The 24,868-nt window shown below is 67.5% G+C and carries 21 protein-coding genes; 14 read left to right on the top strand and 7 right to left on the bottom strand.

Annotation, left to right across the window (positions count from 1 at the left end; all coding sequences use genetic code 11):
- Window positions 1-41: 41 nt before the first annotated feature.
- A complete protein-coding gene (locus D6B71_RS16960; protein WP_121257236.1) occupies window positions 42-653 on the top strand; it encodes an ACT domain-containing protein in 612 nt (203 codons plus the stop codon).
- A 121-nt stretch (window positions 654-774) separates the two neighbouring features.
- Here D6B71_RS16960 and D6B71_RS16955 read toward each other — a convergent pair whose 3' ends face one another.
- From D6B71_RS16955 to D6B71_RS16945, 3 genes are all read right to left on the bottom strand, one after another.
- Window positions 775-2,097: an MFS transporter gene (locus D6B71_RS16955; protein ID WP_121257234.1), complete on the bottom strand. Its 1,323-nt coding sequence runs from the start codon at window positions 2,095-2,097 to the stop codon at window positions 775-777.
- Between the two features lie 87 nt (window positions 2,098-2,184).
- Window positions 2,185-3,705, bottom strand: coding sequence for an alpha/beta hydrolase family protein (locus tag D6B71_RS16950; RefSeq protein ID WP_240641509.1), 1,521 nt, complete (start codon window positions 3,703-3,705; stop codon window positions 2,185-2,187).
- A gap of 44 nt (window positions 3,706-3,749) precedes the next feature.
- Complete coding sequence (locus D6B71_RS16945) at window positions 3,750-4,199, bottom strand: nitroreductase family deazaflavin-dependent oxidoreductase (protein WP_121257232.1); 450 nt, start codon at window positions 4,197-4,199, stop codon at window positions 3,750-3,752.
- Between the two features lie 79 nt (window positions 4,200-4,278).
- On the opposite strand from D6B71_RS16945, the gene D6B71_RS16940 reads away from it, so the two are divergent.
- The 3 genes from D6B71_RS16940 (at window position 4,279) to D6B71_RS16930 (ending at window position 7,643) form a co-directional block, all read left to right on the top strand.
- Window positions 4,279-5,223, top strand: a complete 945-nt coding sequence (locus D6B71_RS16940) for a 1,4-dihydroxy-2-naphthoyl-CoA synthase (RefSeq protein ID WP_121257230.1) — start codon at window positions 4,279-4,281, stop codon at window positions 5,221-5,223.
- A 258-nt stretch (window positions 5,224-5,481) separates the two neighbouring features.
- Entirely contained in the window at window positions 5,482-6,267 is a 786-nt protein-coding gene (locus D6B71_RS16935) for a TIGR04255 family protein (RefSeq protein WP_121257228.1), read from the top strand.
- An 815-nt stretch (window positions 6,268-7,082) separates the two neighbouring features.
- On the top strand, window positions 7,083-7,643 hold the full coding sequence (locus tag D6B71_RS16930) for a Fic family protein (protein WP_164519716.1): 561 nt from the start codon (window positions 7,083-7,085) through the stop codon (window positions 7,641-7,643).
- Window positions 7,644-7,688: 45 nt separating this feature from the next.
- Here the strand turns inward: D6B71_RS16930 and D6B71_RS16925 are convergent, their stop codons facing one another.
- From D6B71_RS16925 to mobF, 3 genes are all read right to left on the bottom strand, one after another.
- A complete protein-coding gene (locus D6B71_RS16925; RefSeq protein ID WP_121257224.1) occupies window positions 7,689-8,792 on the bottom strand; it encodes a site-specific integrase in 1,104 nt (367 codons plus the stop codon).
- Between the two features lie 58 nt (window positions 8,793-8,850).
- Window positions 8,851-9,093 (bottom strand): helix-turn-helix transcriptional regulator, encoded by a 243-nt coding sequence (locus D6B71_RS16920; RefSeq protein WP_121257222.1) that lies wholly within the window; start codon window positions 9,091-9,093, stop codon window positions 8,851-8,853.
- A gap of 300 nt (window positions 9,094-9,393) precedes the next feature.
- Window positions 9,394-12,168: a MobF family relaxase gene (mobF, locus tag D6B71_RS16915; protein ID WP_240641507.1), complete on the bottom strand. Its 2,775-nt coding sequence runs from the start codon at window positions 12,166-12,168 to the stop codon at window positions 9,394-9,396.
- A 162-nt stretch (window positions 12,169-12,330) separates the two neighbouring features.
- Here mobF and D6B71_RS16910 point away from each other — a divergent pair, with 162 nt between their 5' ends.
- Genes D6B71_RS16910 through D6B71_RS16885 form a run of 6 tightly spaced genes read left to right on the top strand, consistent with a single transcriptional unit; the run spans window position 12,331 to window position 20,684 of the window.
- Window positions 12,331-12,687, top strand: coding sequence for a hypothetical protein (locus D6B71_RS16910; protein ID WP_121257220.1), 357 nt, complete (start codon window positions 12,331-12,333; stop codon window positions 12,685-12,687).
- Window positions 12,684-13,211: a hypothetical protein gene (locus tag D6B71_RS16905; protein WP_121257218.1), complete on the top strand. Its 528-nt coding sequence runs from the start codon at window positions 12,684-12,686 to the stop codon at window positions 13,209-13,211. The genes D6B71_RS16910 and D6B71_RS16905 overlap by 4 nt, the downstream gene beginning before the upstream one ends.
- A 52-nt stretch (window positions 13,212-13,263) precedes the next feature.
- A complete protein-coding gene (locus D6B71_RS16900; RefSeq protein ID WP_121257216.1) occupies window positions 13,264-14,814 on the top strand; it encodes a class I SAM-dependent DNA methyltransferase in 1,551 nt (516 codons plus the stop codon).
- Window positions 14,811-16,058, top strand: a complete 1,248-nt coding sequence (locus D6B71_RS16895; protein WP_206051817.1) for a restriction endonuclease subunit S — start codon at window positions 14,811-14,813, stop codon at window positions 16,056-16,058. Before D6B71_RS16900 ends, D6B71_RS16895 begins: the two co-directional genes overlap by 4 nt.
- Window positions 16,058-19,381, top strand: coding sequence for a type I restriction endonuclease subunit R (locus D6B71_RS16890; protein ID WP_121257370.1), 3,324 nt, complete (start codon window positions 16,058-16,060; stop codon window positions 19,379-19,381). Before D6B71_RS16895 ends, D6B71_RS16890 begins: the two co-directional genes overlap by 1 nt.
- Complete coding sequence (locus tag D6B71_RS16885; RefSeq protein ID WP_121257214.1) at window positions 19,374-20,684, top strand: ApeA N-terminal domain 1-containing protein; 1,311 nt, start codon at window positions 19,374-19,376, stop codon at window positions 20,682-20,684. Before D6B71_RS16890 ends, D6B71_RS16885 begins: the two co-directional genes overlap by 8 nt.
- Before the next feature lie 301 nt (window positions 20,685-20,985).
- Here D6B71_RS16885 and D6B71_RS16880 read toward each other — a convergent pair whose 3' ends face one another.
- Entirely contained in the window at window positions 20,986-22,143 is a 1,158-nt protein-coding gene (locus D6B71_RS16880; protein ID WP_121257212.1) for a Fic family protein, read from the bottom strand.
- A gap of 128 nt (window positions 22,144-22,271) precedes the next feature.
- Here D6B71_RS16880 and D6B71_RS23605 point away from each other — a divergent pair, with 128 nt between their 5' ends.
- From D6B71_RS23605 to D6B71_RS16860, 4 genes are all read left to right on the top strand, one after another.
- A complete protein-coding gene (locus D6B71_RS23605; protein ID WP_121257210.1) occupies window positions 22,272-22,490 on the top strand; it encodes a hypothetical protein in 219 nt (72 codons plus the stop codon).
- Between the two features lie 89 nt (window positions 22,491-22,579).
- Window positions 22,580-23,194, top strand: a complete 615-nt coding sequence (locus tag D6B71_RS23600) for a class I SAM-dependent methyltransferase (protein ID WP_121257208.1) — start codon at window positions 22,580-22,582, stop codon at window positions 23,192-23,194.
- A gap of 76 nt (window positions 23,195-23,270) precedes the next feature.
- The gene (locus D6B71_RS16865) at window positions 23,271-23,963 is read left to right on the top strand and encodes an NAD-dependent deacylase (RefSeq protein ID WP_121257206.1); all 693 of its coding nucleotides are present in this window, start codon (window positions 23,271-23,273) and stop codon (window positions 23,961-23,963) included.
- A gap of 169 nt (window positions 23,964-24,132) precedes the next feature.
- Window positions 24,133-24,849 carry a hypothetical protein gene (locus tag D6B71_RS16860; protein ID WP_121257204.1) on the top strand — a complete coding sequence of 239 codons (717 nt, stop codon included), beginning with the start codon at window positions 24,133-24,135 and terminating at the stop codon, window positions 24,847-24,849.
- Window positions 24,850-24,868 lie beyond the last annotated feature (19 nt).

Below are 24,868 nucleotides of genomic sequence, written 5' to 3'. Positions count from 1 at the left end.
CTCGGAGGGCTAACCTCGAGCCGAGAAGTATTGGAGATGTGATGCCCTTCCTGCTGCGCGTGGAGCTGCCTGACGTGCCCGGCTCCCTGGGCCGTGTCGCGAGCGCGATCGGTGAGGCCGGCGGCGACATCGAGGCGATCGAGATCGTCGAGAAGCGGCGTGACGGCTGCGCCGTCGACGACGTGCTGCTCGAGATGGCGCCCGGGGCGATGCCCGACTCGGTGGTCTCCGCGTGCAACGCGATCGCCGGGGTCCGGGTGGTGTGGATCAGCCGTTACGCCGCCGGCGGCAACCTGTTCCTCGACCTCGAGGCGGTCGAGGAGCTCACCGCCGACCCGACCGGCGCGCACGACAAGCTGATCGACATCCTCCCGATCACCTTCCGTGCCGACTGGGCCGCCCGCGTACACGACACCGACGGCGTCGTCTACGCCACCGAGGCCGCGCCCGCCGGCCTCCCCTGGACCCAGCTCGGCCGCGCCGCCCACCTGCCGACCGACGACGACAACGTCCACTGCGGCGCCCGGCTGAACAAGCACGAGATCGTGGTCATCGGCCGCCGAGGGGGTCCCGAGTTCCTCGACTCCGAACTGGCCCGCCTCGGCCACCTGGTCGCGCTGGCCCAGTCGATCGCCAAGTCCGTCCCACGCTGACCCGCCACTCGTGGTGGGTGTGGGGAGGGTGACCTGCCACTCGTGGTGGGTGTGGGGGCGGTGACCTGCCACTCGTGTTGGGTGTGGGGGCGGTGACCTGCCGCTCGTGGCGGCGGCAAGCTCAGCGGACCGACCGGATCCGGGTGACCAGCGCCGAGCCGAGCACCGAGACGCCGAACGCGAACGCGTAGAGCGCGAGATAGCCGGACGAGAACCCCTCACCGTCGGTCTCGACCACGCCGCCGGCGGCCTCGACGACATTGAGGATCACGGTGGCGAGCACCGGCGCGACCACCTGGGGCAGCGCGGCGGCGATGTTGATGACGCCCAGGTCCTTGGCCCGGTCGGCCGCGCCGGGCAGCACCTGGGTGATCAGCGCGAAGTCGACCGCGGTGTAGATGCCGAAGCCGCAGCCCATCACGGCCGCGGCGACCACGGCCGGGCCCCACGCCTGACCGAGGCCCAGCACGAGGGCCGCCGCGCCGGCCACCACCCCCGACCAGATCACGAAGACCTTGCGGCGCCCGCTCCGGTCGCTCCACACACCGAACACGACCGCGGTGAGCACCAGCGTGACCGCATAGATCGCGGTCAGCACGAACACCCGGTCCTCGGCCGCGGAGGAGGAGAAGCCGACCACGTCCTGCATGAAGTAGAGCAGGTAGAGCAGGGCCAGGGAGTTGCCGAGGTTCACCAGGAACCGCGTGATCCACGCCCACGCGAAGTCGGGGTGGGCCCGCGGCGAGACCCAGAACGAGCGCGCGAAGGCACCCCAGGCGAACGGTGCCGGACGCTCGTGCGGTGCCAGCGGCAGGTCGCGTGAGCGCAGGCAGTACGGCGTCGCCAGCACCAGCAGCACCACGGCGGTCGCGGTGTAGCCGGCAGCGATGCTCCCGGTCGCCGAAGCGACACCGGTGCCGCCGACGACGCCGACGGTCTGGGCCACGGCGAGCACGCCGCCGATCCGGCCACGCCGCGGCACCGGCACCTGGTCGGGGATGGTGGCGGTGATCGCGGCCAGCATTGCGTTCAGCGTGGCCTGCACGCCGCACCAGCCCAGCGCCATCACGACCACCGAGTCGGCGACGGAGAGCAGCAGCAGCGACGCGGCTCCGCCGGCGGCGCCACCCGCCACCCACGGCAGCCGCCGACCCGACCGCAGCGTGGTGCGGTCGGAGAAGGCACCGAACACGGGGTTGCAGACCACCGAGACGAAGGCGCCCAACCCGAGGACGAACGAGAGGATCTCCTTCTTGCTGTCGGGATCGATCGCCTCGGCCTGCTGGGCCAACAGCACCTGGATCGGACCGAAGAAGCCGCTCCACAGGCCGATGCTCGCCAGGGTCACGAACGCGACCCAGTGGGCCGGCGGGCTCTCGACGGGCTCGGCCAGGGCCGAGCGGCGTACGACGTCGGTCGGCTCGGGCGGGGTCGTGGCGGTCACGCGGTCATCGTGGCAGCGTGCCCGGGTCGTGTGCCCGAGAACGCGCTATCGCGCGTCGTGGGGCACACGACTCATCCGGGTCGGCGCTCAGCAGCCGGCGTCGGTGATGTCCCCGTCGGCCAGCGCGCTCTCACCGTCGCGCACGGCGTACGCCGAGCAGTAGTAGAAGCTCAACTGCTCGTCGCGGTCGAGCCGCACCGGCTGCCACCGGCCGCCACCGGCCGGCTCCAGGTAGCGCAGCCGCTCGCCGAGCAGCCGAGCCGTGGCGGCTGCCCCGTCGCGGTGCTTGAGATAGCGGTCCAGCCAGCGCTGCACGTAGACGCTGGTGATCGCCTGCCCGTAGCGACTGGCCGGAAGCACCAGCGGGATGTCGGTGAACTCCAGGTGCGTGGAGGCCCGCGGCACCACCAGCATCGCGTCGACCCCGGCGTCCTGCCAGGCGTCGAAGCCGGTCGCCCGCTCGCGAGCCGGGTCGGGTCCGTCGGGTGAGGCGGCAGGCACGATCGAGCTGCCGCCGCTCAGCAGCCACGGGCCGACCGTGAAGCCGTACTCCGCCTGCACCGCGAGCGCGGGCACGGTCGGCCGGTTGCCGGCGCCGTCCAGGGGTGGCTCCGAGCTGGGTCCGGTCAGCTTGTCGAGCGCGACCACGGCGGCCACTCGCCGGTCGGTGCCCTGCACCTTCGAGACCGCGGCCGCGCCCATCGAGTGGCCGACGATCGCGATCCGGGTGGTGCGGCCGGGCGTGGCCGGCCGCGGGTCGGGGGAGCGGTCGAAGAGCCGGTGGAACGGGTTGTGCGTCGACACCGGCGTGCCCGCGGCGCCGGGGTTGGCGTACGGCGCGGCGGGAGTGGAGACGAAGAAGTCGAGGGCGTCCTCGGTGCCGACCACGAAGTTCGACAGCTGCTGGAACGGCACCCCGGGGCAGCCGGTCGTCTCGAGGTCGCGTGGCTCGGCGAACGGATTGCAGAACGGGAACGCCTCCCCGGTCTCGTGGGGGAGCGTCTCGCTGGTGCCCTGGCCCTGCACGTCGTAGGTGAGCACGACGTACCCGCGCTCGGCGAGGTCCTGGGCCAGCCATTCGTACATCCCCTGCGAGCCCTGCACCGAGCCGGTCGTGATCACCACGCCGGGGTACGGCGGGCGCAGCCGGGCGCCTGAGTACGGATCACGGGCGCGCGGCAGCGGCGCCCACACGGTGCCGCGCAGCAGTGCGCCGTGCCGGTTGGTGAAGCTCACCTCGCGCGCCCGCCCCCGGGTGCCGGACCAGCCCGCGCGCAGCGGGTTGCCGACGTTCCAGCCGGGCACGATGTTGCCTGCGGTCAGCGAGAGCCGGTTCGGGGTCGCGACCTGGGCCAGCAGCTGCCGGACCGTGCGGGAGGTCGCCTGCTCGACCAGCGCCGGCAGGTACGCCGGGTTCTGCAACTGGCCGCCCGGCGCGTGGATGCGGCCGTACGCGTCGATGATGTTCTGGGCGTCGCGGGCGAGGTACGCCGGGCTGCCGGGGGCCGGGTTCGCCGGGTCTGCCGCTCGCGCTGGAGCGCCGGCGACCAACGCGGTCGCCAGCGCGAGGAGCAGGACGGTCGAGAACGTGAGCGGGCTGCGGGGCACGACGGCTCAACGAGCCCCGCCGCGCTCAGGTCACGTGGGGCTGCTCAGCCCTCGGCGCGCTCCAGCAGGAACACCGGGATCTCGCGGTCGGTTTTGGCTTGGTACTCCGCGTAGGGGGAGTAGGCCGCGACCGCGCGCTCCCACCACTCGGCCCGTTCCGCACCCTCCGCGACGCGCGCCCGGTAGGTGTGCTTCGCCGCGCCGTCCTGAAGGTCGACCTCGGGGTGGGCGAGGAAGTTGTGGTACCAGGTCGGGTGGTCCGGAGCGCCGCCCTTCGAGGCGACCGCGGCGTAGACGCCGTCCTTCTCCACCCGCATCACCGGGTTCTTGCGCAGCTTGCCCGACTTCGCCCCGCGCGAGGTGATCACGACGATCGGCCACTCGGGGTGGTCGGGCAGGGTGTTGGCCCGCTGGCCGTCGGACGCCTCGAACTCGGCGACCTGGTCGCGCACCCACTGCTCCGGGCTGGGCTCGTACTCTCCGCTCAGTGCCATGCCTACCGGAACCCCGACCCGGGTCCGAGCATTCCACCGCCGGCCGGCGTCACCGGCGCAACCACTAGCCTTCGGCACCATGAGCGCGATTGACGGAGTGTCCGAGATCTTCGACGCCGACGCCTGGGACGTCGTGCCCGGCTTCGAGGACCTCACCGACCTCACCTACCACCGGGCCCGCGAGCACGGCACCGTGCGGATCGCCTTCGACCGGCCCGACGTGCTCAACGCGTTCCGCCCGCGCACCGTCGACGAGCTGCTGCGTACCCTCGAGCACGCCCGGACCTCCGCCGACGTCGGCTGCGTGATCCTCACCGGCAACGGGCCGAGCGCGAAGAACGGCAAGTGGGCGTTCTGCACCGGCGGCGACCAGCGCATCCGCGGTCGCGCCGGCTACCAGTACGAGGCGGGCGAGGCGGGCGCCGGCCACACCGGTGCCGAGCAGCCGAGCGTGGTCGACAAGGCGAAGCTGGCCCGGCTGCACATCCTGGAGTGCCAGCGGCTGATCCGGTTCATGCCGAAGGTCGTCATCTGCGTGGTGCCGGGCTGGGCGGCGGGCGGCGGGCACAGCCTGCACGTCGTCTGCGACCTGACCCTGGCCAGCGCCGAGCACGCTCGGTTCAAGCAGACCGACGCCGACGTCGGCTCGTTCGACGGCGGCTACGGATCGGCGTACCTCGCCCGCCAGGTCGGCCAGAAGTTCGCCCGCGAGATCTTCTTCCTCGCCGAGGAGTACGACGCCGAGACGATGCACCGGATGGGTGCGGTCAACCGGGTGGTGCCGCACGCCGAGCTGGAGCGGGTGGCGCTCGAGTGGGGGCGCACGATCAACGGCAAGTCGCCGACCGCGCAGCGGATGCTGAAGTACTCGTTCAACCTGCTCGACGACGGTCTGGTCGGCCAGCAGCTGTTCGCCGGCGAGACCACCCGGCTGGCCTACATGACCGACGAGGCGCAGGAGGGCCGCGACCAGTTCCTCGAGAAGCGCGACCCGGACTGGTCGCCCTACCCCTGGTACTACTGACCCGGCGCGTTTGCGCAGGTCAGACAGGGTGTAAGGCCGAGAAGTCCGCGTCTGGTCCGCAAACAGTCCGCAAGCGATCGAGGTCAGCCGTGATCAACCGGCTGTAACTGTGGATAGCGCGGGCGCTCGAATCGTTCGTATTCGTAGCGTGTGGCGAGTGGCGTCGGGGGAGTCGCTGGGCCGCCTGACTCGCCGGTGTTGCGAGAAACACCTCGAATCCAACCTGTAGTATGACTACAGTAACTATGTGGAGCCCACATGCTGACTCTCCGCCCTGCCGACCACGCACCGCTTCGCCACCCGCCGTTGCCCCTCGTCGTTGCGCAGGCGCGCTTCGCTGCGCGGCAAGGGGTCGAGATCTCGAATGAGGTTGCTGCTCGATTCCAGGCAACGTTGCGTGAAGCCGGCCCCGACTTCAACCGGGTAGTGCCAGTGCAAACTGGTGACATCGTTCTTGGTCCGGGCGTACAGCCGGCGACGTCGACAAGCAACGGCTTTCAGTTCGTGCCTGATGATCAGTCGTGGATCGTGACGCTGATGCCTGACTCTGTGTCGCTGGAGACGCCGTCGTTCGCGAGCTTTGCTGAGCAATTCGGCCCGATTTTGGACGCCGTTCTCGAAGCGACAGCGGCAGTGGTCACTCCGGTGTCGTTGACGCGCGCGGGCCTCCGTTTCGTCAACGTATTGAGAAGTCCCGATGGACGAGCGGACTGGCGCCGCTGGCTGCGACCAGCACTCGTTGCGCCGTACGATGACGACCTTCTGGCGCCGGGCATCGCGAATCACTCCCAGCAACTGGTTCTAGATGTGGCTCCAGGAGTAAGGAGTGCCGTCCGGACCGGACCAGCGAAGGCCGGAGACGAAGACGCGTTCCTGCTCGACATTGACACGTTTGCCGAACCGGCGTCGTTGTGGGTGACGACGTCGGTTATCGACCTCTTCGGGGAGCTGAACGCGAATGGCGTGGCACTGTTTCAATCGTTGATCACTGCTGACATGTTGGCCCACCTGAAGGGTGGACAGGAGGTTGGACTAGATGTCTGAGGTGTTGGACCGCCCGACGACCGTCACTGGTCGCGACGTCTGGCGCGACGAGGTCCAGGCCACATTCCCGGACGTCACTCCAGTCATCAGGCCGAGTGTTCCATCTGAGTCATTCGACGCGCTTGTAGAAGCATTCTTCGTCCGGCGAGCGGCGACGGTCGTCGTAGGTGGGGACGTCCGAGTCGTCGTCCATGACGCAAGTCCGGAACTTCGCGCGCTTACGGGGTCCCTAACGTCGAGCGACTCGCAAGCTCAAGCAGTTCATCCCGCGACGAGCGCAACAGCGGAGCTCGCTGGCTGGCTCCAGATGCCGTTGGACGCCGTTGTCGAACTCGCAGGCTTGGCCTCGTCGACCCGGGCTCACTGGCGCAATAACCCCACCGCGCCCGTACGGCCGAGCAAGAGCGGGAGATTGCTGCGGCTTCACACGGCCGTCGGCCTACTTGTGGGTGAGCAGGGGCCGGATCGTGCCCGAGCGACCCTTCATGCGGGAGGTTGGCTAACCAAGCCCTTGGACGAATCGCGGCTGGCGGACCTGGAGGCGTACGTCCGCGATGTCTTGCTCCCCGAGGGTCTACAGCCGCCTGCGTATCTGCGCAACGATGGCCTGACCCGAGACCAGGTTCTCGCACGCACTACGGCCGGAGCGCCTGACGAGGCGCGACGGCGTTTGGCCGAAACCCCAGAGCCCATCGACGATGCCTCCGAAGGTTCGTAGAGGCCCCGGCAGACGCCGAATCCCCGTTCCCTTTCCATGGGACCCGGATCTGCCAGCAAACCAGAACAGCATCCAGACGAACTTCGACGCGCTCAGTGTGAAGGTCATCGACGCTGGGCTCTCCGGCACCCGGCCCACGGACGCGACGGTCCGTTCCTGGCATAATCAGTCGGTACGTGGCGTGCGGTTGGCGGAGCCGGCAATCGCCGGCGGCTACCGAGGCGAGGGGCCGTCGACAGGCCAACTCGCGACGTACCTCAACGGTGTTAATGGCGTGCCCGGGGCACCGGCAGTCGAGGTCCGCGCTCTCGTTGGTCGGTTCTTCGTCGAACTCGACGCGCGGCTTGACGACCTCGACGCTCGTCGGGATGGGGGCGCGACCCTGGCAGATATTTACGCTGACGTCGTACGCACGGCGGCTTGGGTGCACGGCCAGTGGGTGCGCATGCACCCTTTCGCAGACCACAATGGCTCGACCGCTCGCTTGCTCACGATCAACGTCGGCTTGCTGTACGGCGTCCACTTCAAGCTTCCCGGCAAGCCACGAACTGACATGCCCAGCCCGGGCTTGGTCTTGGATTACAACCTCGCGGCGTCGAGTCAGATGCTCGGTAATGACCAGAACATGGTCGTGGTGCTGGACCGACTCGCTCGATAGAGGGCGGCGAACCATGTGACGGCTTGGGGTGATGACCACAGATCCTCAATCGGTCGTCAGCAATGCTCCACGCAGCAACTCTGCGGCCGCCGCCCTTGTCCGGTCTTCCGCTGTCGGCCAGAGATGGCTGTAGGTGTTCAGCGTGGTCGTCGCCGACGAGTGCCCGAGCGCCCGTTGCACGGTGACGACGTCGCACCCAGCGGCGATGAGCCCGGATGCGTAGAAGTGCCGCAGGTCATGCAGGCGCACGTGTGGCAGCCCAGCTGAAGTCCGAGTCGCGCGCCAGCGCCAGTCGATGTCGTTGTCGTACATGGGCCCGTCGCCGACGGTGAACAGCCAAGAGGCAGCGGATGGCTCCTCGGGCAGGAACTTCTCGATGTGGGAGCGCAGCATCTCGACCAGCTCGTCTGGCAGGTGCACGACTCGCTCGGAACCGTACTTCGGCAGCCGAGCGACGAAGGTGGACCCATCGCGCTGGAGTTGCCGCCCCACCGTCAGTCGGCGAGCGGTGAAGTCGATGTCTCCGACCTGGACACCCGCAGCCTCGCCCTTCCGCAGCCCAGCGAATGCGCAGAGCGCCACGTACGCACGGAAGCCGTGGCGCGTCGAGACGCGGCTGCTGTCGGCGTGCGCCAGCAGCCGACCAACCTGCTCGACCGTCGGGATCCGCATCGCCGCCTCTACCTTCCGCCGTCGCGGCAGCGCGATGCCGACGGTCGGATCCGCGGCGATGACGCGGTCCGCGACTGCGGCTCGGAACACCGAGCGGACGATCACGAACCGCGTCTTGATCGTGGTCGGCGCCCACTTCGCTGACATCGCCTTCACCCAGGTCTCGATGTGCGAGCGTCGGATCGCCTTCATCGGCACCTCGCCGAAGCCGACCGATCCCACGGCGAGGTCCGCGTTGGCCCGAGTGGACGGCACCCAGAGCTGGCGGGGCGCCCAATCGTCGTAGAACTCCTGGAAGGTCACCCGGCCGGCGCGTGGGTTGACGTACGTCCCGGTGTGGAGCGTCGAGGTCACCTCGTCGAGCCACGCAGCGGCATCGACCTTCCGCCTGAAGTGCCGCGAGCGCTCGCGTCCGGTGTCGTCGCGGTACCGGGCGCGCCATCGCCCGTCGGGGCGCTTCGCGATGCTCCCGGCCATCGCATTCCTCCTTCCGAGATCCGGCCATCGTCAGAGAACGACGTCCGGGGCGCCCGGATCAGTCGTGACCCTGTGGACGACGGGTCTGTTCGGAGAGCCATAGGACGAGGTCGGCTCGCCAGTAGCGGACGTGCCGGCCGATCTTGAAGCTGCGCGGTCCGCAGCCGAGGTGCCGCCAGTAGCGCAGCGTCCCCTCGGCGACTCGGAGGAAGCGGCAGGCTTCCTGGAGGGTGAGCATCTCGTCGCCGGGGTTCTTGATCGGGCGGCGGTTCTCGTCGGGATTGATCGGTGATGCGGTCATGGCGTTGCTCCTCGCCGGTTGAGGTCACGGACGGTCGGTCCGTGTCGGCCAGCGTGGGCGGTCAGGTATCCACGATTTCGGGATACCTGGAGGGGGATACCTGGCGGCGACCCGCGTTTCCGCAGGTCAACAGGTATCCCTAAGTCGTCACGCTGGATGGCTTGCGAGTCGTTGACTCACGCCGATCAGCGTGGACTCCGGGTGTTACCGGAATCCGGTAACAAGGAGGGGGAACGCCAGGGGGAGCGTTGCGTTCGTGCAGGTCAGGTGCGTTCCCTAAGTTCTTCGGGCGCAGGCGAATCAGAGCCCGATTCCAGGCGCTCCGCCATAGTTGGGCGCCTCGACGGGTGGAGGGGAAACGACGCCCGCACGACGCATCGCGGCGGGTCCGTACCGGTCGATAGCTTCGATCGCCTGGCCTCGGGCGTGGGCGGGTCCGAGGTCTGCGCGGTCGCGGCTGAACACGTCGATCCATTGCTTGCGGGCGTCCTCGACGGACTCGGCGACGAGGTGGGCGACGTTGGTCTCCCGGCCTCTGGTCATGGCTACGTACGCCGCCGCGGCCCCGGTCGTCTCGCCGATCGCGACGTGCGTGTGGTCGACGGTCTCGCCCTGAGCGCCGTAGATGGTGGTGGCGTAAGCGAGCTCAACATGCTCGCGGACGTACTCCGCGGAGAGCGCCCGGTCGCGCCGCTGACCCGGCGCGTGGACCATCAGGCTTCCGTCCTCGCCCATCCCGACCACCGTCCAGGTCTGCCGGTTCGCCACCCCGAGTCCGGGATCATTCCGTCGGGTCGCGACGCGGTCACCGAGTCCGATCCGGTCGCCTCGCTGTGTCACCACGGCGCCGAGGTCGTGGCCGTGCTCGGCGCGGATGGCGGCGTTGAGGCCGGCGACCTGCTCGCGGGTGTCGGCCACGACGAGCGCGCCGCAGGCGGCGGCTCTCGCCAGAGCGTCAGTCCGCTCTGCCTCCGAGGAGTGGACGACGACCTGGCCGCGTGCGACGAGCCGATCGAACACAGCATCGGCACGCCGACCGTCACGCATCGCGATGCTGAGCTTGGCGTACTCCAGATCCGCGAACCGACGGACTTCCTGCATCGACACGACGGCTGACGGGTGGGCCCAGGCGATGGCGTGGTCCAAGGTGCCTCCTCGTCCGACGGCCGGCAGTTGGTGGCGGTCGCCCACGAACGCGACCCGCGCCCCGGCCTCGTCGGCGATGGTCAGCAGCGCGAGGGCGGTGTCCTGGTCGACCATCCCGGCTTCGTCGATGAGCAGCAGGTCACCGCCTCGGACTCGCGCGGCTGGTGGGGGCTGAGCGGGTTGGCGGGTCCAGTGGCCGTCGTCGTCCCAGCGCCAGCCGTGCTGGTGGAGGAGCGCGGCAGCGGAGCCAGCGGTGGCACCGGTCTCCCGAGCTGCCACCTCGGCGGCCTTGAGCGTCGGCGTCACGACGAGCAGCCGACGACCGCGCGTCGCGTGGTGTCTACTCACCGCTGCCAGCTTCCTCGTCTTCCCCGCACCGGCGGCGCCCTCGACCACGATCAGCGGACCACGACCGCACAGAAGTTCCACGACGCGACTCTGCTCACTGGACAGCTGCGCGAGGGTCGCGCGGTGCAGCCGTGCCGGCTCGGCCGGCTGCGAGCGACGGAGCAGCCGTTCGAGGATCTCGGTCTCGACGACCAGCACGGCGGGCGACGTCAGGGCCCGGACATGCGCCGGCACGTCGGGTCGCAGGAGTAGCGGAGTGCTACGTGCCACCGCCCGGCTGGCCAGGTCTTCGGCGAGTTCGGTCCGTACGCCGGAACCGGCAATCAGTCCAGTCTGCACGATCAGCGCCTCGACCTGTCCACGGATGTCAGCCGCGTTCCATGCCGACCGCTTCGCCCCGAGCCGCGACAGCACGAGTTCGACGGCTGCCGCGTGATCGATGTCGCCGATCCGAGGAGAGCCGAGCTGGACAGGTGCAGTCGGGTCGGCGTACCCAAGGGCGCGTAGTTCCTCGTACCAGTGGGCGACGACCTCGGCGCCGTCCCTCGGCGCGGCCTTGTCGGGTCGAGCCTCCGCCCATGCCAGACGGTCCCAGGCCTGGCTCAGCCGTGCGCCGGGCTCCTCGCCTGGATGGTCGGCCCGCCACTCGGCCTCGTGTCGGTCGACGTTGGCGCGAATCTGGGCCGTGCGGGCGCTGAACGCTCCAACGTAGGGCGTCAGCTGCTCGATTTCGCCGGTCTCCGACTCCATGGTGAACCCCGCGTTCGCGAGCGCCTTGCGGAACTCCGGATCGGTCGCGACTGCGGCGTGGCCGATGCCGTTGATCGCCTCGATCATGTCCCGCACGCCAACCGAGTGAAGTCCCCGCCAGGCGCCGTCGGCGAACACGCGCGCGTTGATCTGAAGGTGCAGGTGCCGGTGCGGATCCCCTGCTCGTGACGTGTAGTGCCGGATCGCCGCAGCCTCGATCTGCTCGACCGGGACCTGCACCTGCCGGTCGCGTGGACCGACGCGGGTCGTGGCGTGCTTGGCCAGATAATCGATAATCTGCCCCGCGGCCCTCTCCTGGGCGGCGTCGAGCGCCGCCGATAACTCCGGATGGAGTGCAGCGGCGAGCGACCAGGTCTTCGGCCCGTTGATCGTGACCTCGACGAACCGCAGTCCCTTTGCGTCCTTGCGCAGTCGCCCCTTCGGCTGTCCGGTCTCCACGACCATCCCGGCGACCCAGCCCTCATAGGTCTCACCGTCCATGCCCGACTTCCTCTCGACGGCGACGTCGCCAGGGGGCGTCGCCTCGGCGACGAACCGCATCGCGATCCCGTCGCCCTCGGCGAGGTAGTAGTCGTCGTAGCGGGCACAATCCCGCTCGACGTAGTTGCGCGCGGCCTTCGGAGCGCCGCGGTAGAACTTCACGCCGCCATGCATCCGGATCACCGCCCTCGCAACGTCCGTCGACAACCAACGGACCCCTAGAAATGCCGCGTGGGCCGCCCGAACGCGGGCGGCCCATCTACGTCCTTCGTAGCATGCGTGCCGCTCGAGGAGGAGGGGTGAGGGGCAGGGAAAAGGCGCTGAGGACACCGAGATCCTAGGAGGTGACGAGCGTCAATGGTTTCCAACGATGTGCGGATGAGGGTGTGAGACGAGGACGCCGAGGAAGCCACAGAGCGGGTACGGCGGGTTCCATCCACCGCCTGGCTATTGACGCCCGCAGGCAGTCCGACGATGACTCAACCTGGTCCGATGATGCCGAAGCTCGGTTACATGCGCGCGGTGGGTCAGGCCCGCTCTTGTCTCGCCGCCCTGGCCGACCTCGCGGGTGACCCCGACGAGTCGAGCCACTACGAGCGACTCCTGATCGCGTTCGATCAGCTCGTCCCGAATGGCCCGGCGACGTGGCTGATGGATGGCGACCGCGAAAAACTCCTCGGCGATCTCACCTCGGCCTTCGACGAGCTAGTCGACCATGGTGCCGACCCGATTCCGTTGCACCTGCTCGCGGCGGTCGTCGCGGTCCGCCTTGATCGGCTGACGAAATCGTCGGGGGTGAGATCTACGGTGCGGTTCGCCGGCCACCCCCATCGAAGGGCGAAGTCATGAACCTCTTCAAGATTCAGAACGACCTCATCGCCGACCGCTCCGCGGACGCCTGGTACCGCATCCGGATCGCAGGCCCGACGTTCAACTATCGCTGGACGTACGGGTGGAACGGAGATGGCGACTTCAGCAACATCCTGGGAGAGCATGAGAGCCACGCCGTGTGCCGCGAGGAGCCCAGCCTCACCATGTCGTGGGGCCTGGGCAGCTGGACCCAACCCGAGCCTCCGATGTACCAGTGGGCAGACAAGTTCGTCGGCGACGTCCGCCCGTTCTGGGCCGACTTCTTCTGGAACGGTGCGCTGATCGACCGCGTCGAGATGTGTCGGGTCGACGGTGTGCACGGTGTGATCCCATTGCCGTCCTACGGCCTCAAGGTTTCCGACTTCGAGGTCGCCGTGGCCTACCTGATCCACGACCTCGAGGATGGGCAGAACGGCGACCATCCGGGTCGCTACCTCGACATGATCGGCGCGGTGCGGGAGCCGGACGTTGAGCGCGAGGGCGCCGGATCGAGTCGCGCATGACGACCTCTCCCAAGTCGCCACGATCCGCGCACGGCGCAGATAACCTTCCGACGTGAAGGCAACAGATCTCGCGAAGGTTCGGGCAACTCTGTGGGAGGCGGCTGACCAGCTCCGCGCCAATTCGAAGCTCACTCCGGTTCAGTACCGCGACCCGGTGCTCGGTCTGGTCTTCCTCGCGTACGCCGAGAACCGCTTCGAGGGCGTTCGCGCTGACGTCGAGGCGAGGGCCACCGCCCGCAATCCCGCCACCATCGCCGACTACAAGGCGAAGGCGGTCCTTTACGTCCCGGAGGAGTCGCGGCTCTCGCACCTTGTCGGTCTGCCCGAGGGCCAGGACATTGGCAAGGCGGTCGATGAGGCCATCAAGGCGATCGAGGCGGCCAATCCGGAGCTGAAGGACATCCTCCCGCGGGGCTACCAGAAGCTCGAGAAGGACACCCTCGTCGAGCTGCTCCGGCTCTTCGCGCCGCTGCCGACCCAGCTCGAAGGCGACGCCTTCGGATTCATCTACGAGGACTTCCTCTCCAACTTCGCGGCGCAGGAAGGCAAGGGCGGCGGCGAGTACTTCACGCCGTACTCGATCGTGCGGCTCATCGTCGAGATCCTGGAGCCGTTCCAGGGACGCGTCTTCGACCCAGCCTGTGGGTCCGGCGGCATGTTCGTGCAGTGCGCGAAGTTCGTCGAGCGCCACCACGAGTCGGCGAGTCGCAAGCTCTCTGTCTTCGGGGCGGAGAAGACGGAGGACACCGTCCCGCTGGCGAAGATGAACCTCGCCCTCCATGGCCTTTCCGGCGACATCCGCCAGGCCAACAGCTACTACGAAGACCCGCACAGCGCGGTCGACGCCTTCGACTACGTGATGGCCAACCCGCCGTTCAACGTCAACAAGGTCGACAAGGAGAAGCTCGCCACGCCGGCTCGCTTCCCGTTCGGCCTCCCCAAGGCCGACAACGGCAACTTCCTCTGGATCCAGCAGTTCTACGCCGCACTCTCACCCGACGGGCGCGCCGGGTTCGTCATGGCCAACTCCGCCGGCGACGCGGGCCACTCCGAGAAGGAGATCCGCAAGCAGCTCGTCGAGTCTGGCAGCGTCGACGTGATGGTCGCGGTCGGCACCAACTTCTTCTACACCGTCACGCTGCCGGTGACGCTCTGGTTCCTGGACAAGGCCAAGGTCGGTACGCCGCGCGAGGACCAAGTCCTCTTCATCGACGCGCGCCACATCTACCGCCAGATCGATCGAGCCCACCGCGACTTCCTGCCCGAGCAGGTCGAGTTCCTCGCCAACATCGTCCGCCTCTACCGCGGCGACGAAGTGGAGACGACGGATGGCAGCGACGTGCTGCTCAAGGAGAACTTCCCTGACGGGACGTATGTCGACGTCGCCGGTCTCTGCAAGGTCGCCAGCCGTGCCGAGATCGAGGCACATGGCTGGAGTCTGAACCCGGGTCGATACACCGGGTCGGCGTCGGTCGACGACAGCGACGAGGACTTCACAGCCAAGTTGGAGGAGTTGTACGAAGAGTTCACGACCCTGAGCGACCACGCAGAAGGCCTGCGGGTGAAAGTTGACCAAGCCGTTCTGGGGGTCTTGGACGCATGATCGTCGGAGATCTGGTCGACCAGGGCTTCGCCGAGATCAAGACTGGCCCCTTCGGCACTCAACTGCGAGCGTCGGATTACGCCGAGAGCGGCCGACCGGTCCTGAACGTTCGTAACGTCGGCTTCGGTGACGTGCGACCAAAGGATTTCGAATACGTGGACGAGGCGACCGCCAGCCGTCTCTCGTCCCACCTGCTGCGTCCCCGAGACATTGTCTTTGGTCGTAAGGGCGCTGTCGAGCGCCACGCCTACATCACTGAGAAGTACGACGGGGCGATGCAGGGCAGCGACTGCATCAGACTGCGAATTGCTGCCGACTCGCCGATCCCCGCCGAGTTCATCACCTTTGCACTCCGGACGAAGCAGCACCAAGCGTGGATGCAGTCGTTCTGTTCGCATGGCGCCACGATGGCATCGCTCAATCAGAACATTGTTCGGCAGATTCCCCTGCCGGACCTCGACAAGGCCCAGCAGGAGTTGGCCATTGCCGTCCTTCAGAACATCGACGATCTGATCGAGAACAACCGCCGACGGGTTGAGGTGCTGGAGGAGATGGCGCGGACCATCTACCGCGAGTGGTTCGTGAAGTTCCGTTACCCCGGCCACGAGAACGTCCTGCTGGTTGACTCGGTCCGCGGCCGTATCCCGCAGGGGTGGGAGCAAGTCAAGTTGTACGACGCCGCGGAAGTCGGCTTCGGGTTCTCCTTCAAGTCGCCAAGATTCACAACGCAAGGGCCGCACCAGGTCATCCGAATCCGTGACATCCCTGTCGGAATTTCAACCACCTTCACGGACGAATCCGCCGACACTCGTTACGCCGTTCACGACGACGACGTGTTGATCGGCATGGACGGCGACTTTCACATGACGGTATGGACTGGTGAGGATGCATGGCTGAACCAGCGAGTCACGCGCCTCCGGCCCCGCCTTGCCATGTCGCCTCTGCACCTGCTGTTGGCCATCGAGAGCCAGATCATCGAATGGAACAGGGCCATCGTCGGGACGACGGTCGCTCACCTTGGCAAGAAGCACCTTGAGCTCGTCACCGTTCTGGTTCCCGATGGGGCAACTCTTGAGCGTGCGACCGAGCTCTTCGGATCCTTCATGGATCAGAGGCGTTGCTTGGAGCAGTCCAATCGGCGCCTTGCAAGTCTTCGGGACCTGCTGCTGCCGAGGCTGGTGACGGGGCAGATTGACGTGTCATCGCTTGATCTCGAGACTCTCGTTGCAGGGCGGGTGGCGTGATGGCACCGACTGGCCCCGAGTATCTGTTTGTCGAGAAGCCGAGCATGGAGCTACTCGACGAGCTCGGCTGGACCTGCGTCGATGCCTTCACCGAGATCCTCGGGGCCCAGGGCACGCTCGGTCGCGACTCGCAGCGCGACGTCGTACTCAGACACCGGCTTCGCATCGCGATGCGCAAGATCAACCCGATCGAGGTGCCAGACACCGTCATCAACGAGGCCATCGAGGTGCTCACCAAGGATCGGTCGATCATGGACCGGGTCCGGGCCAACCGCGAGGTCTATGACCTGCTGCGCGACGGCTACCAGGCCGAGTGGACTGATGATCTGGGCGACAAGCAGATCGCGACCCTTCGCTACCTCGACGTGACGGACCCTTCGAACAACGACCTGCTCGCGGTGCAGCAGATGTGGGTCAAGGGGGACCTGCACAGCCGTCGCCTCGACATTGCGCTGTTCGTCAACGGCGTCCCGTTGGTGTTGATGGAGTTCAAGGAGCCGGGTGCGGCGGTGAAGGCCGCCTACGACGACAACCTGACGGACTATCGCGACACCATCCCGCAGCTCTTCATCCCGAACTGTTTCGTCCTGCTCTCCAACGGCGACGAGGCGAAGCTCGGATCGACCTACTCGCCGTGGGAGTTCTTCGGTGACTGGAAGGTCATCGATGCTGCTGGCACGCGTGGGGCCGTTGGGCTGGAGACGGCATTGCGCGGGACCTGCGACCCCGCGATCCTGCTGGATCTGTTCGAGAACTTCGTCGCGTACATGGAGCGCCCTGGTGGCTTGATCAAGGTCGCGGCTCGGTCGCACCAATACGTGGGCGTCAACGCCGCGATCGACAATCTGCACCGTGCCCGCGCGGAGCAGGACAAGCGCCTCGGCGTCTTTTGGCACACCCAGGGCTCGGGCAAGTCGCTTTCGATGCTGTGGTTCACCCAGAAGGTGTTGCGCCAGGTCGCGGGCAAGTGGACGTTCGTGATGGTGACCGACCGCACTGAGCTCGACACCCAGCTCCATGGTGAGTTCGCGGATGCCGGCGCGATCCCGCAAGAGGCGCGGGTGCATGCTGAGTCGATCGCCCACTTGCGTGAACTCCTCGCGGCCGATCACCGCTATGTCTTCACGCTGATCCAAAAGTTCCAGCCGTCCAAGGCCGCTGGCGAGCGAGAGATGCCGGTCCTATCGGACCGTTCTGACGTCATCGTGATCACCGACGAGGCGCACCGCAGCCAGTACGACACTCTTGCGCTGAACATGCGCCGCGCCCTGCCGAACGCGTCGATGATGGGCTTCACCGGCACGCCGCTCATCGCCGGGGAGGAACAAGCGACTCGGGAGCAGTTCGGCGAGTACATCAGCATCTACAACTTCCGCGATGCGATCGAGGACGGGGCGACAGTCCCCCTCTACTACGAGAACCGCATCCCCGAGATGCAACTCGTCAACGAGAACTTCTCCGACGAGCTCGACGCACTCCTCGAAGCCGCCGAGGTCGACGAAGAAGCCGAGGGAGCGCTGGCTCGAGAGTTCGGCACGCAATACACGCTCCTCACCCGACCTGAGCGTCTCAAGACGATTGCGAAGGACCTCGTCGCTCACTTCGTCGGCCGCGGCTTCTCCGGCAAGGCGATGTACGTCGGCCTCGACAAGGCGGCCGCCGTACGGATGTACAACCTCGTGCAGGATGCGTGGGCCGAGCAACTCAGCGAGCTGCGGGCGCAGCACGACGCATTGCCCGAGCTGGAGCGCCCGTGGGTCGCGTCGCGGATCGAGCTCATGGAGACCACCGACATGGCGGTCGTCGTCTCCCAAAGCCAGAACGAGCTCAAGATGCTCGACGACCAAGGGCTCGACATCCGCCCGCACCGGGAGCGAATGAACCGAGAGGGCCTGGCCGAGAAGTTCAAGGAGCCCAAGGATCCGCTGCGGCTGGTCTTCGTCTGCGCGATGTGGATGACCGGCTTCGATGCGCCCTCGGTGTCGACCGTCTACCTCGACCGGCCGATGAAGAACCACACCCTGATGCAGACGATCGCGCGGGCCAACCGTGTCTTCCCCGAGAAGGACAACGGGCTGATCGTCGACTACGTGGGGGTCTTCAGGAACCTGGAGAAGGCGCTCGCCATCTATGGCGCCGCGGGTTCTGGTGCTCAGCCGATCGAGGTCATCGACGCTCTTGCCACTGAGCTCGATGCGGCCGTCACGGAGTTGATCTCATTCTGTGCGGACGTCGGCGTGGACCTGATCGACTTTCGCGACGCAGAAGGGTTCGCCCACATTGCCAAGCGCAATGCCGCAGTCGAAGCGCTGCTGGTCGACGAAGAGACACGCAACGACTTCACCGTCAAGGCCCGACAGGTTCGCAAGCTGTTCAAGGCCCTGCTCCCGAACCCACAGGCCGCCGCTCACCAGCGAACCGTCGCCGCGATCCGCGTCCTTCACGAGCGGATCCTCGAGGTGACGCGGCCACCCCAGCCGGACATCGCCGCGGTTGCCGATGCTGTCGATGCGCTACTCGATCGCTCGGTCGGCGCAGAGGAGTACGTGATCCGCGCCGCGGCCGAAGGCACGCAGCCGGATCCGTTGATCGACCTGTCGCTGATCGACTTCGACGGTCTGGCCGCGAAGTTAGCCGGCCGCAAGAGGGCGGAGACCGACCGCCTTGCTCAGCTTCTGAAGGCGCAGGCGATCTCTGCAGCTCAGCGGAACCCGACGCGCTACGAGCTGGTCGAGCGCATCGAGAAGTTGATCGCGGACTACAACGACGGCAGCGTCAACATCGACGAGTACCTGCGCCGCCTGATCGCGTTGTCCGGAACGCTGACTGCCGAGGAAGAGCGCGCTGTTCGGGAGGGCATGACCGAGGAAGAGCTGGCGATCTTCGACTTGCTCACGCAGCCGGAGCCCGTGCTCACCGATGAAGAATGCGACGTCGTACGGGCCAGCGCGAAGTCGCTCTTGGAGCACCTCCACGAGAAGCTCGTCCAGGACTGGCGCCGCAAGGTGGACGTCACCAACGACGTCGACAGCACCATACGTCGCGTCCTCGACGCAGGTCTCCCGGAAGCGCCCTACACCCCGGACATCTTCAACACGAAGGTCCAGCTCGTCTTCGATCACGTCCTCACGTCGTACGGCGACAACGGTGAGAGCGTTTACGATGGCCCTCGGCTGGAGCCCGCCTTCCCATCCGGCATGTCGGTCGAGCTCGGCGCACCGCTCGACGTCGACAAGATTGCGGACGACGTCGTCGCTCGGATCCACGCCGACCCGGCATTTGCTGCCCAGGTCGCGCAGCAGTTGGGTGCAACCGATGGCTGACACAGTCGCCGCACCGACGTCCCGGGTCGGTCACCTCAACCTCAGGGGTGACTTCTCTGAACTGCTCCCTGCGACGCTTGATGAGCAGGACCGAGGCGGCGTTCTGCTTCGGATTCCATACCTGGTCGGCAACTTCCCTGAACGATGGTTCTGGAGCGAACTGGGTCAGCACATCGGACCTGACGGCCAAGTCGTGCCGCCGGAACTGCCGCCGGCTGAACTCGACTATTTCGACAACAAGGGCTCCGTCGGGCCGGTGGGGTGTCGCAGCGCGGGCGGCGGATCGGTCATATTCGGTGGCTTCTCGGCATCCTCCGGCATCGGTGAGCTTGCGGCCAACTTTGCCGTTGAGAAGGCAGCTCGCGCGGCGAACTACGCAAAGATCAATGGCTTCCGCTCCGAGATCGACGGGCTGGGACATTGGTTGAATCTCTGGGCGCACCGCACGACGAGGACGGCGTCGAGGAGCGGCTCGTTGAATGTGACCACGACGATCGACGTTCCTCCCGACCTGCGCCTCGCCGGCAGACTCAATCTGAGCGCCACCGTCAGAGGAACGGCGCCCGGCTCATTGGCACCCGAGATCCGATACACGAGCACGGCTCTGCTCCAGACGTTTTCGATGAAAGAACGAGACTGGGCAGATCACATCCAGATGCACAGGGCGATCCGAGACCTCGTGCGCGTTGCCGTCTGGAAGCCCATCATGTTCCGAGGACATGAGGCGACCAGCAACAAGGAGAAGGGTGCCGTCACGAGTGGAGATGAGCCTCGGCAGCGGTGGTGTGAGGTGAAGACCGCCGTTACGGGAATCGGCGATGGCGTATGGGGGAAGAACGAACGCCCGCTCTTCGTGTTCGCCGACATCAGGTCCGCCGGCATTCAGAAGTGGCTTAAGTTCACGGACGAAAACCGTCGGGGATTGAGGCCCTTCCTACGCTTGTTGGACATCCGCCAGGGCACCGTTGACGAACACATGGCACAACTCGGCATCGCGATCGAAGCCTTCGGTTACCAGGCGTTCCGCGATGCGGGAGCAAGTGAGGCGCGAGCGGACAAGAAGACGATGGAACAGCGGGTCCGCAAGATCGCGGCGGAGGTCGCGGGTTGCATCCCGAGCATCCCTACGACGTTCCCCAAGGACTTCGCCGATGGCTACAACGCAGTCAAACATGCGAACCGGCCGGAGCCGAACCTTGACGACCTGATTGTCAACTATCGCCTCGGTGTGAGGATCGTTCGGGCTTGGATTGCGCTCCGACTGGGCGTTGCGGAGGCCGTCGTCGCGCAGCGCCTCCGGTAGGGAGTCGGTCGCGGCATGGGTACGGACGGTCCGCAAAAAGTCCGCACAATGCCGGGTTTCGTTCGATCGCAACCAACGGGACCATCGCTCACCGTCTGCACGTTCCTGCAGGTCAGGGCCGCTTTCCATCGGTATCCAACGACAATCGAAACTAGCCGAAGCCCGCCCGGATGCTTCCCCTGGTACTACTGATCTGACGCGCTGCGCAGGTCAGAGGGGGGTCTCGGCCTGAACAGCCCGCGAATGGGCGCCTCTACGGCCGACTGCGCGAGCATCCCCATCGGGCCGTTGCTCGGTTCTCTCACGGCAACGCCCTACGGATCTCGCCGATGAGGGTCGGATACGGGTCGTCGAGGGGCTTCCGGCTGGCCCGTAGGTCCGCCTGGATCTGCCGCAGGGGCTCGCCGGCTACATAGTGGCGACCACGACGTTCGCCACGCGCTTCCAAGAGGCCCAGGTTGGCCGCGTTGACCAGGTCGCGGGTCGCTGTGCGCTCGTCGAGTTCGGTGAGTTTCACGTAGGACGGTCGGGTGACGCGAAGACCGATCAGCGCGTCGAAGAGCGCCGCACCGATCCGCTCGTTGAGGCGATGCGTGGCAACCAGCTCATCGATGCGTCGCCACTGGATCTCGGCCTCGTCGAACCGGCGACGCATCGTCTGGGCCTGCATGTGGTGGGCCCGCAGGTTGAACTTCACCCACAGCGTTGCGTCGTTGCCGGGATTCCAGTCGCCCCGACCTGTGGCCGCGAGGACGTCGTAGTAGTCCTGGGTGTTGTTTCCGAGCCATTCCTCGATGCTGGAGAAGGTCGGTTCAACGACCTGGTCCTGGGCGAGGATCATCGTCTGCAGGGCACGCGCCATGCGCCCGTTGCCGTCGCGGAAGGGGTGGATCATGACGAGATTGAGGTGTGCCATCGCCCCGCGCACCAACGGGTCGTCCGACGTCGGCTTCGACAGCGACTCTGACAGGTCCCGCATGAGCTCTGGCACCAGGTCGGCTTCAGGCCCGGCGTAGACGTTGACACCGCGTTTGTCGTCGCGGACGAAGATCTCACTCGTCCGATAACGCCCGGGTGTCTTCGACAGGTCGTGGTCGAGCAGCATGAAGTGCATCGATCTGAGGACGGCCTCGTCGATCACGAAGCCGGGCTCCGTCGCCACGTTGAGGACGTAGGTGAGAACCCGGCGGTAGGCGATGATCTCGAGCCATGTCTCCTCGTCAGCGCTGAGTGGGGGCTCGTCGTCCACCGCGGCGACCGCGTCCTCATCGCTGACTGTGTATCCCTCGATCGTGTTGGACCCCTGGATGGCGCGCGCGGTCGAAGTACGTCGGAGAAGTCCGTTCCAGCGTTTGGGCGCGCGTAGGTGGTCCGCGAGCGATGCGCGCACTGCGTGGACCTCTCCGATGACCTGTTGGTCCTCGAGATCGGGGTCTGGCGTGGCGAAGAGGGAAGTCATGTCCGTATGTCCTTTATTAAGTGCCAAGACTAAGGACACCGGCGACCCTTGTCACTTATTAAGAGACAAACAGCCAGCCTCGCTCATCAGGCTGGCTCGCCGCCGCCGAGGAGCGCTGGTCCGACGCGGTGACCGGCCTGCGCGCGGCGCTGCCGCGACTGGTCACCGTCGGCGGCTCGGCCGCCCAGAGAGAGGTCGTCGAGGAGACGCTGGTCCTCGCCCTGGCGAACAGCGGCAGCGTCGCGCAGGCGGTCGCGATCCTCGACGCCCGCCTCGACCGACGCCTCTCGCCGCTGGACCGCAGGCGTCGCCGCGTCCTGGAGGGCGCCGCCCTCCTCAGCCGATAGGCGGTGCGGCCACCGTCGGCTTGGTACTACTGAGGGGTCAAGCCGCCGGTCCTGCGCCCGACGGCACTATCGAGCCCCCGGAGACGCCCGTGACCACCCGCTGGCAGCGCATCGCCCGAGCCCAGGCGGGCGAGCAGTACGCCGCGGCGTACGCCGAGCGGTTCCGCGCGAACGCCGACCGCGGCGACGACATCCACGGTGAGGCGCGGCTGGTCGCCGGCCTCGTCGACCCGCCCGCCCGGGTGCTCGACGCCGGCTGCGGCACCGGCCGGATCGCGGTGCACCTCGCCGAGCGCGGCTATCGCGTGGTCGGGGTCGACGTCGACGAGACCATGCTGGCGGTGGCCCGGGCCGAGGCACCGGAGCTCGACTGGCGGTTCGGCGACCTCGCCGCGCTCGAGCTGGGCGAGGAGTTCGACGTGGTGCTGCTCGCCGGCAACATCGTCCCGCTGCTCGAGCCGGGCACCCTGCCCGACGTGGCCCGACAGCTCGCCGCCCACACCGCCCCGGGCGGGCTCGTGGTCTGCGGCTTCGGCCTCGACGAGCAGCACCTGCCCGCCGGCTGTCCGGTCACCCCGCTCGCGGCGTACGACGAGGCGATGGCGGCCGCCGGGCTGGCACCGGTCGAGCGGTGGTCGGGGTGGTCGCGGGAGCCGTTCGAGGAGGCGGCCGGCTATGTCGTGTCCTTGCACTCCCGGCGCTGACGTCGTGCATACCTCCTAGGCTGAGAGTGACGGCGCGGACGCGTCGTCGCCGAGTCCGAGGGAGCCCAGGGAGCCGATGAGGATCGTCGTGCTGACCGGCGCCGGCATCTCCGCCGAGAGCGGGGTGCCGACCTTCCGTGACGCCGGTGGCCTCTGGGAGGGTCATCAGGTCGAGGACGTCGCCACCCCCGAGGCGTTCGCCGCCCAGCCGCACGTCGTGCACTCCTTCTACGACGCCCGCCGGGCGGCGCTGCGCGACGTCGCCCCGAACGACGCCCACCGCGCACTGGCGCGGCTCGAGGCAGCCGTCGGCGACGACCTGCTCGTCGTCACCCAGAACGTCGACGACCTGCACGAGCGGTCCGGCTCCCGGCGGGTGGTGCACATGCACGGTGAACTGCGGGCGGCCCGCTGTCTGGCCTGCGGGGTCCGCCAGCCCTGGCTCGACCCGTTGAGCCATCTGCCGCCGTGCCCGCGCTGCGGTGCGGCGGCGCTGCGGCCGGACGTCGTCTGGTTCGGCGAGGTGCCCTACGACATGGACCGGATCGAGGAGGCGCTGGGCGAGGCCGACCTGTTCGTCTCGATCGGCACCTCGGGCGCGGTCTACCCGGCGGCCGGCTCCGTGCGCCTCGCTGCGGCGTACGGCGCCCGCACGCTCGAGCTCAACCTCGAGCCGAGCGTGGGGAGCTCGATGTTCGACGAGGCCAGGCAGGGCCCGGCCACCCGGCTGGTGCCCGCCTGGGTCGCCGAGGTGCTCTCGGGGCCCTGATCGACTGCTTTCGCCCGGAGGCCCGGTGTGCAACCAGGCGCGGCGCCGGCCCGTCGGTGTGGTGAGATTCTTCCTCACCCGGACGGCTCGACACCCGGACCGATCCACACCCTCCCGCACGACCCATCCCGAAACCACGCGCCCTGGCACGGGCGTCAAGGAGACAGACGTGAAGAAGCTTCGATTCGCGGTGGCCGCGATCGGCACGGCCGCCCTGCTCGCCGGCTGCGGCAGCGACGACGGTGACAGCGCCGAGGGCGACGACGGCTTCGCCGACCGCCCGGCCGACGAGATCGTCGAGACCGCCAAGTCTGCGATGCAGGACCTCTCCTCGGTGCACGTCGCCGGCGAGGTCAGCACCGACGGCACGGTCATCGGCATGGACATCCGCCTCTCCGACGAGGGTGAGTGCAGCGGCACCATGGACGTCGGCGCCGAGGGCGTCGTCGAGGTGGTCTCCACGGGTGGGGAGTCGTGGTTCCGCGCCGACGAGGCGTTCTGGACCACCGCCGGGATCCCGGCCGACCAGCAGGCGCTCGTGCTGGACAAGTGGGTGGTCGACTCCGAGGGCGACTTCGCGGAGTTCTGCGACCTCGACGAGCTGATCGGCGACCTGTTCGACAACGACGACGAGTCGGCGGAGAAGTTCACGGTCAAGGGCACCGAGGAGCTCGACGGCGAGGAGGTCGTCGTCATCGAGCAGGACGACGAGGAGGAGGGCGTCTCGACCGGCTACGTGCAGGCCGGCGGCGAGCACTACATGGTCAAGATCGAGAAGACCGAGGGCGAGGACACCGGCAGCGTCACGTTCACCGAGTTCGGCGAGGACGTCGAGGTGGAGGCGCCGGCCGAGGACGAGGTCGTCGACCTCAACACGCTGGGCTGACGCCGGCCGCTCGGCGCGA

This window comes from Nocardioides ferulae (assembly GCF_003660455.1).
Classification (GTDB): Bacteria; Actinomycetota; Actinomycetes; order Propionibacteriales; family Nocardioidaceae; genus Nocardioides; species Nocardioides ferulae.
This window is presented reverse-complemented; position numbering and strand designations above follow the sequence as displayed.

Excerpts from the sequence above, each read along its gene's own strand:
- D6B71_RS16960 (WP_121257236.1), top strand. The coding sequence starts at position 42 with ATGCCCTTCCTGCTGCGCGTGGAGCTGCCTGACGTGCCCGGCTCCCTG.
- D6B71_RS16945 (WP_121257232.1), bottom strand. The coding sequence starts at position 4,199 with ATGGCACTGAGCGGAGAGTACGAGCCCAGCCCGGAGCAGTGGGTGCGC.
- D6B71_RS16940 (WP_121257230.1), top strand. The coding sequence starts at position 4,279 with ATGAGCGCGATTGACGGAGTGTCCGAGATCTTCGACGCCGACGCCTGG.
- D6B71_RS16935 (WP_121257228.1), top strand. The coding sequence starts at position 5,482 with ATGCTGACTCTCCGCCCTGCCGACCACGCACCGCTTCGCCACCCGCCG.
- D6B71_RS16925 (WP_121257224.1), bottom strand. The coding sequence starts at position 8,792 with ATGGCCGGGAGCATCGCGAAGCGCCCCGACGGGCGATGGCGCGCCCGG.
- D6B71_RS16920 (WP_121257222.1), bottom strand. The coding sequence starts at position 9,093 with ATGACCGCATCACCGATCAATCCCGACGAGAACCGCCGCCCGATCAAG.
- D6B71_RS16910 (WP_121257220.1), top strand. The coding sequence starts at position 12,331 with ATGATGCCGAAGCTCGGTTACATGCGCGCGGTGGGTCAGGCCCGCTCT.
- D6B71_RS16905 (WP_121257218.1), top strand. The coding sequence starts at position 12,684 with ATGAACCTCTTCAAGATTCAGAACGACCTCATCGCCGACCGCTCCGCG.
- D6B71_RS16895 (WP_206051817.1), top strand. The coding sequence starts at position 14,811 with ATGATCGTCGGAGATCTGGTCGACCAGGGCTTCGCCGAGATCAAGACT.
- D6B71_RS16890 (WP_121257370.1), top strand. The coding sequence starts at position 16,058 with ATGGCACCGACTGGCCCCGAGTATCTGTTTGTCGAGAAGCCGAGCATG.
- D6B71_RS16885 (WP_121257214.1), top strand. The coding sequence starts at position 19,374 with ATGGCTGACACAGTCGCCGCACCGACGTCCCGGGTCGGTCACCTCAAC.
- D6B71_RS16880 (WP_121257212.1), bottom strand. The coding sequence starts at position 22,143 with ATGACTTCCCTCTTCGCCACGCCAGACCCCGATCTCGAGGACCAACAG.
- D6B71_RS16865 (WP_121257206.1), top strand. The coding sequence starts at position 23,271 with ATGAGGATCGTCGTGCTGACCGGCGCCGGCATCTCCGCCGAGAGCGGG.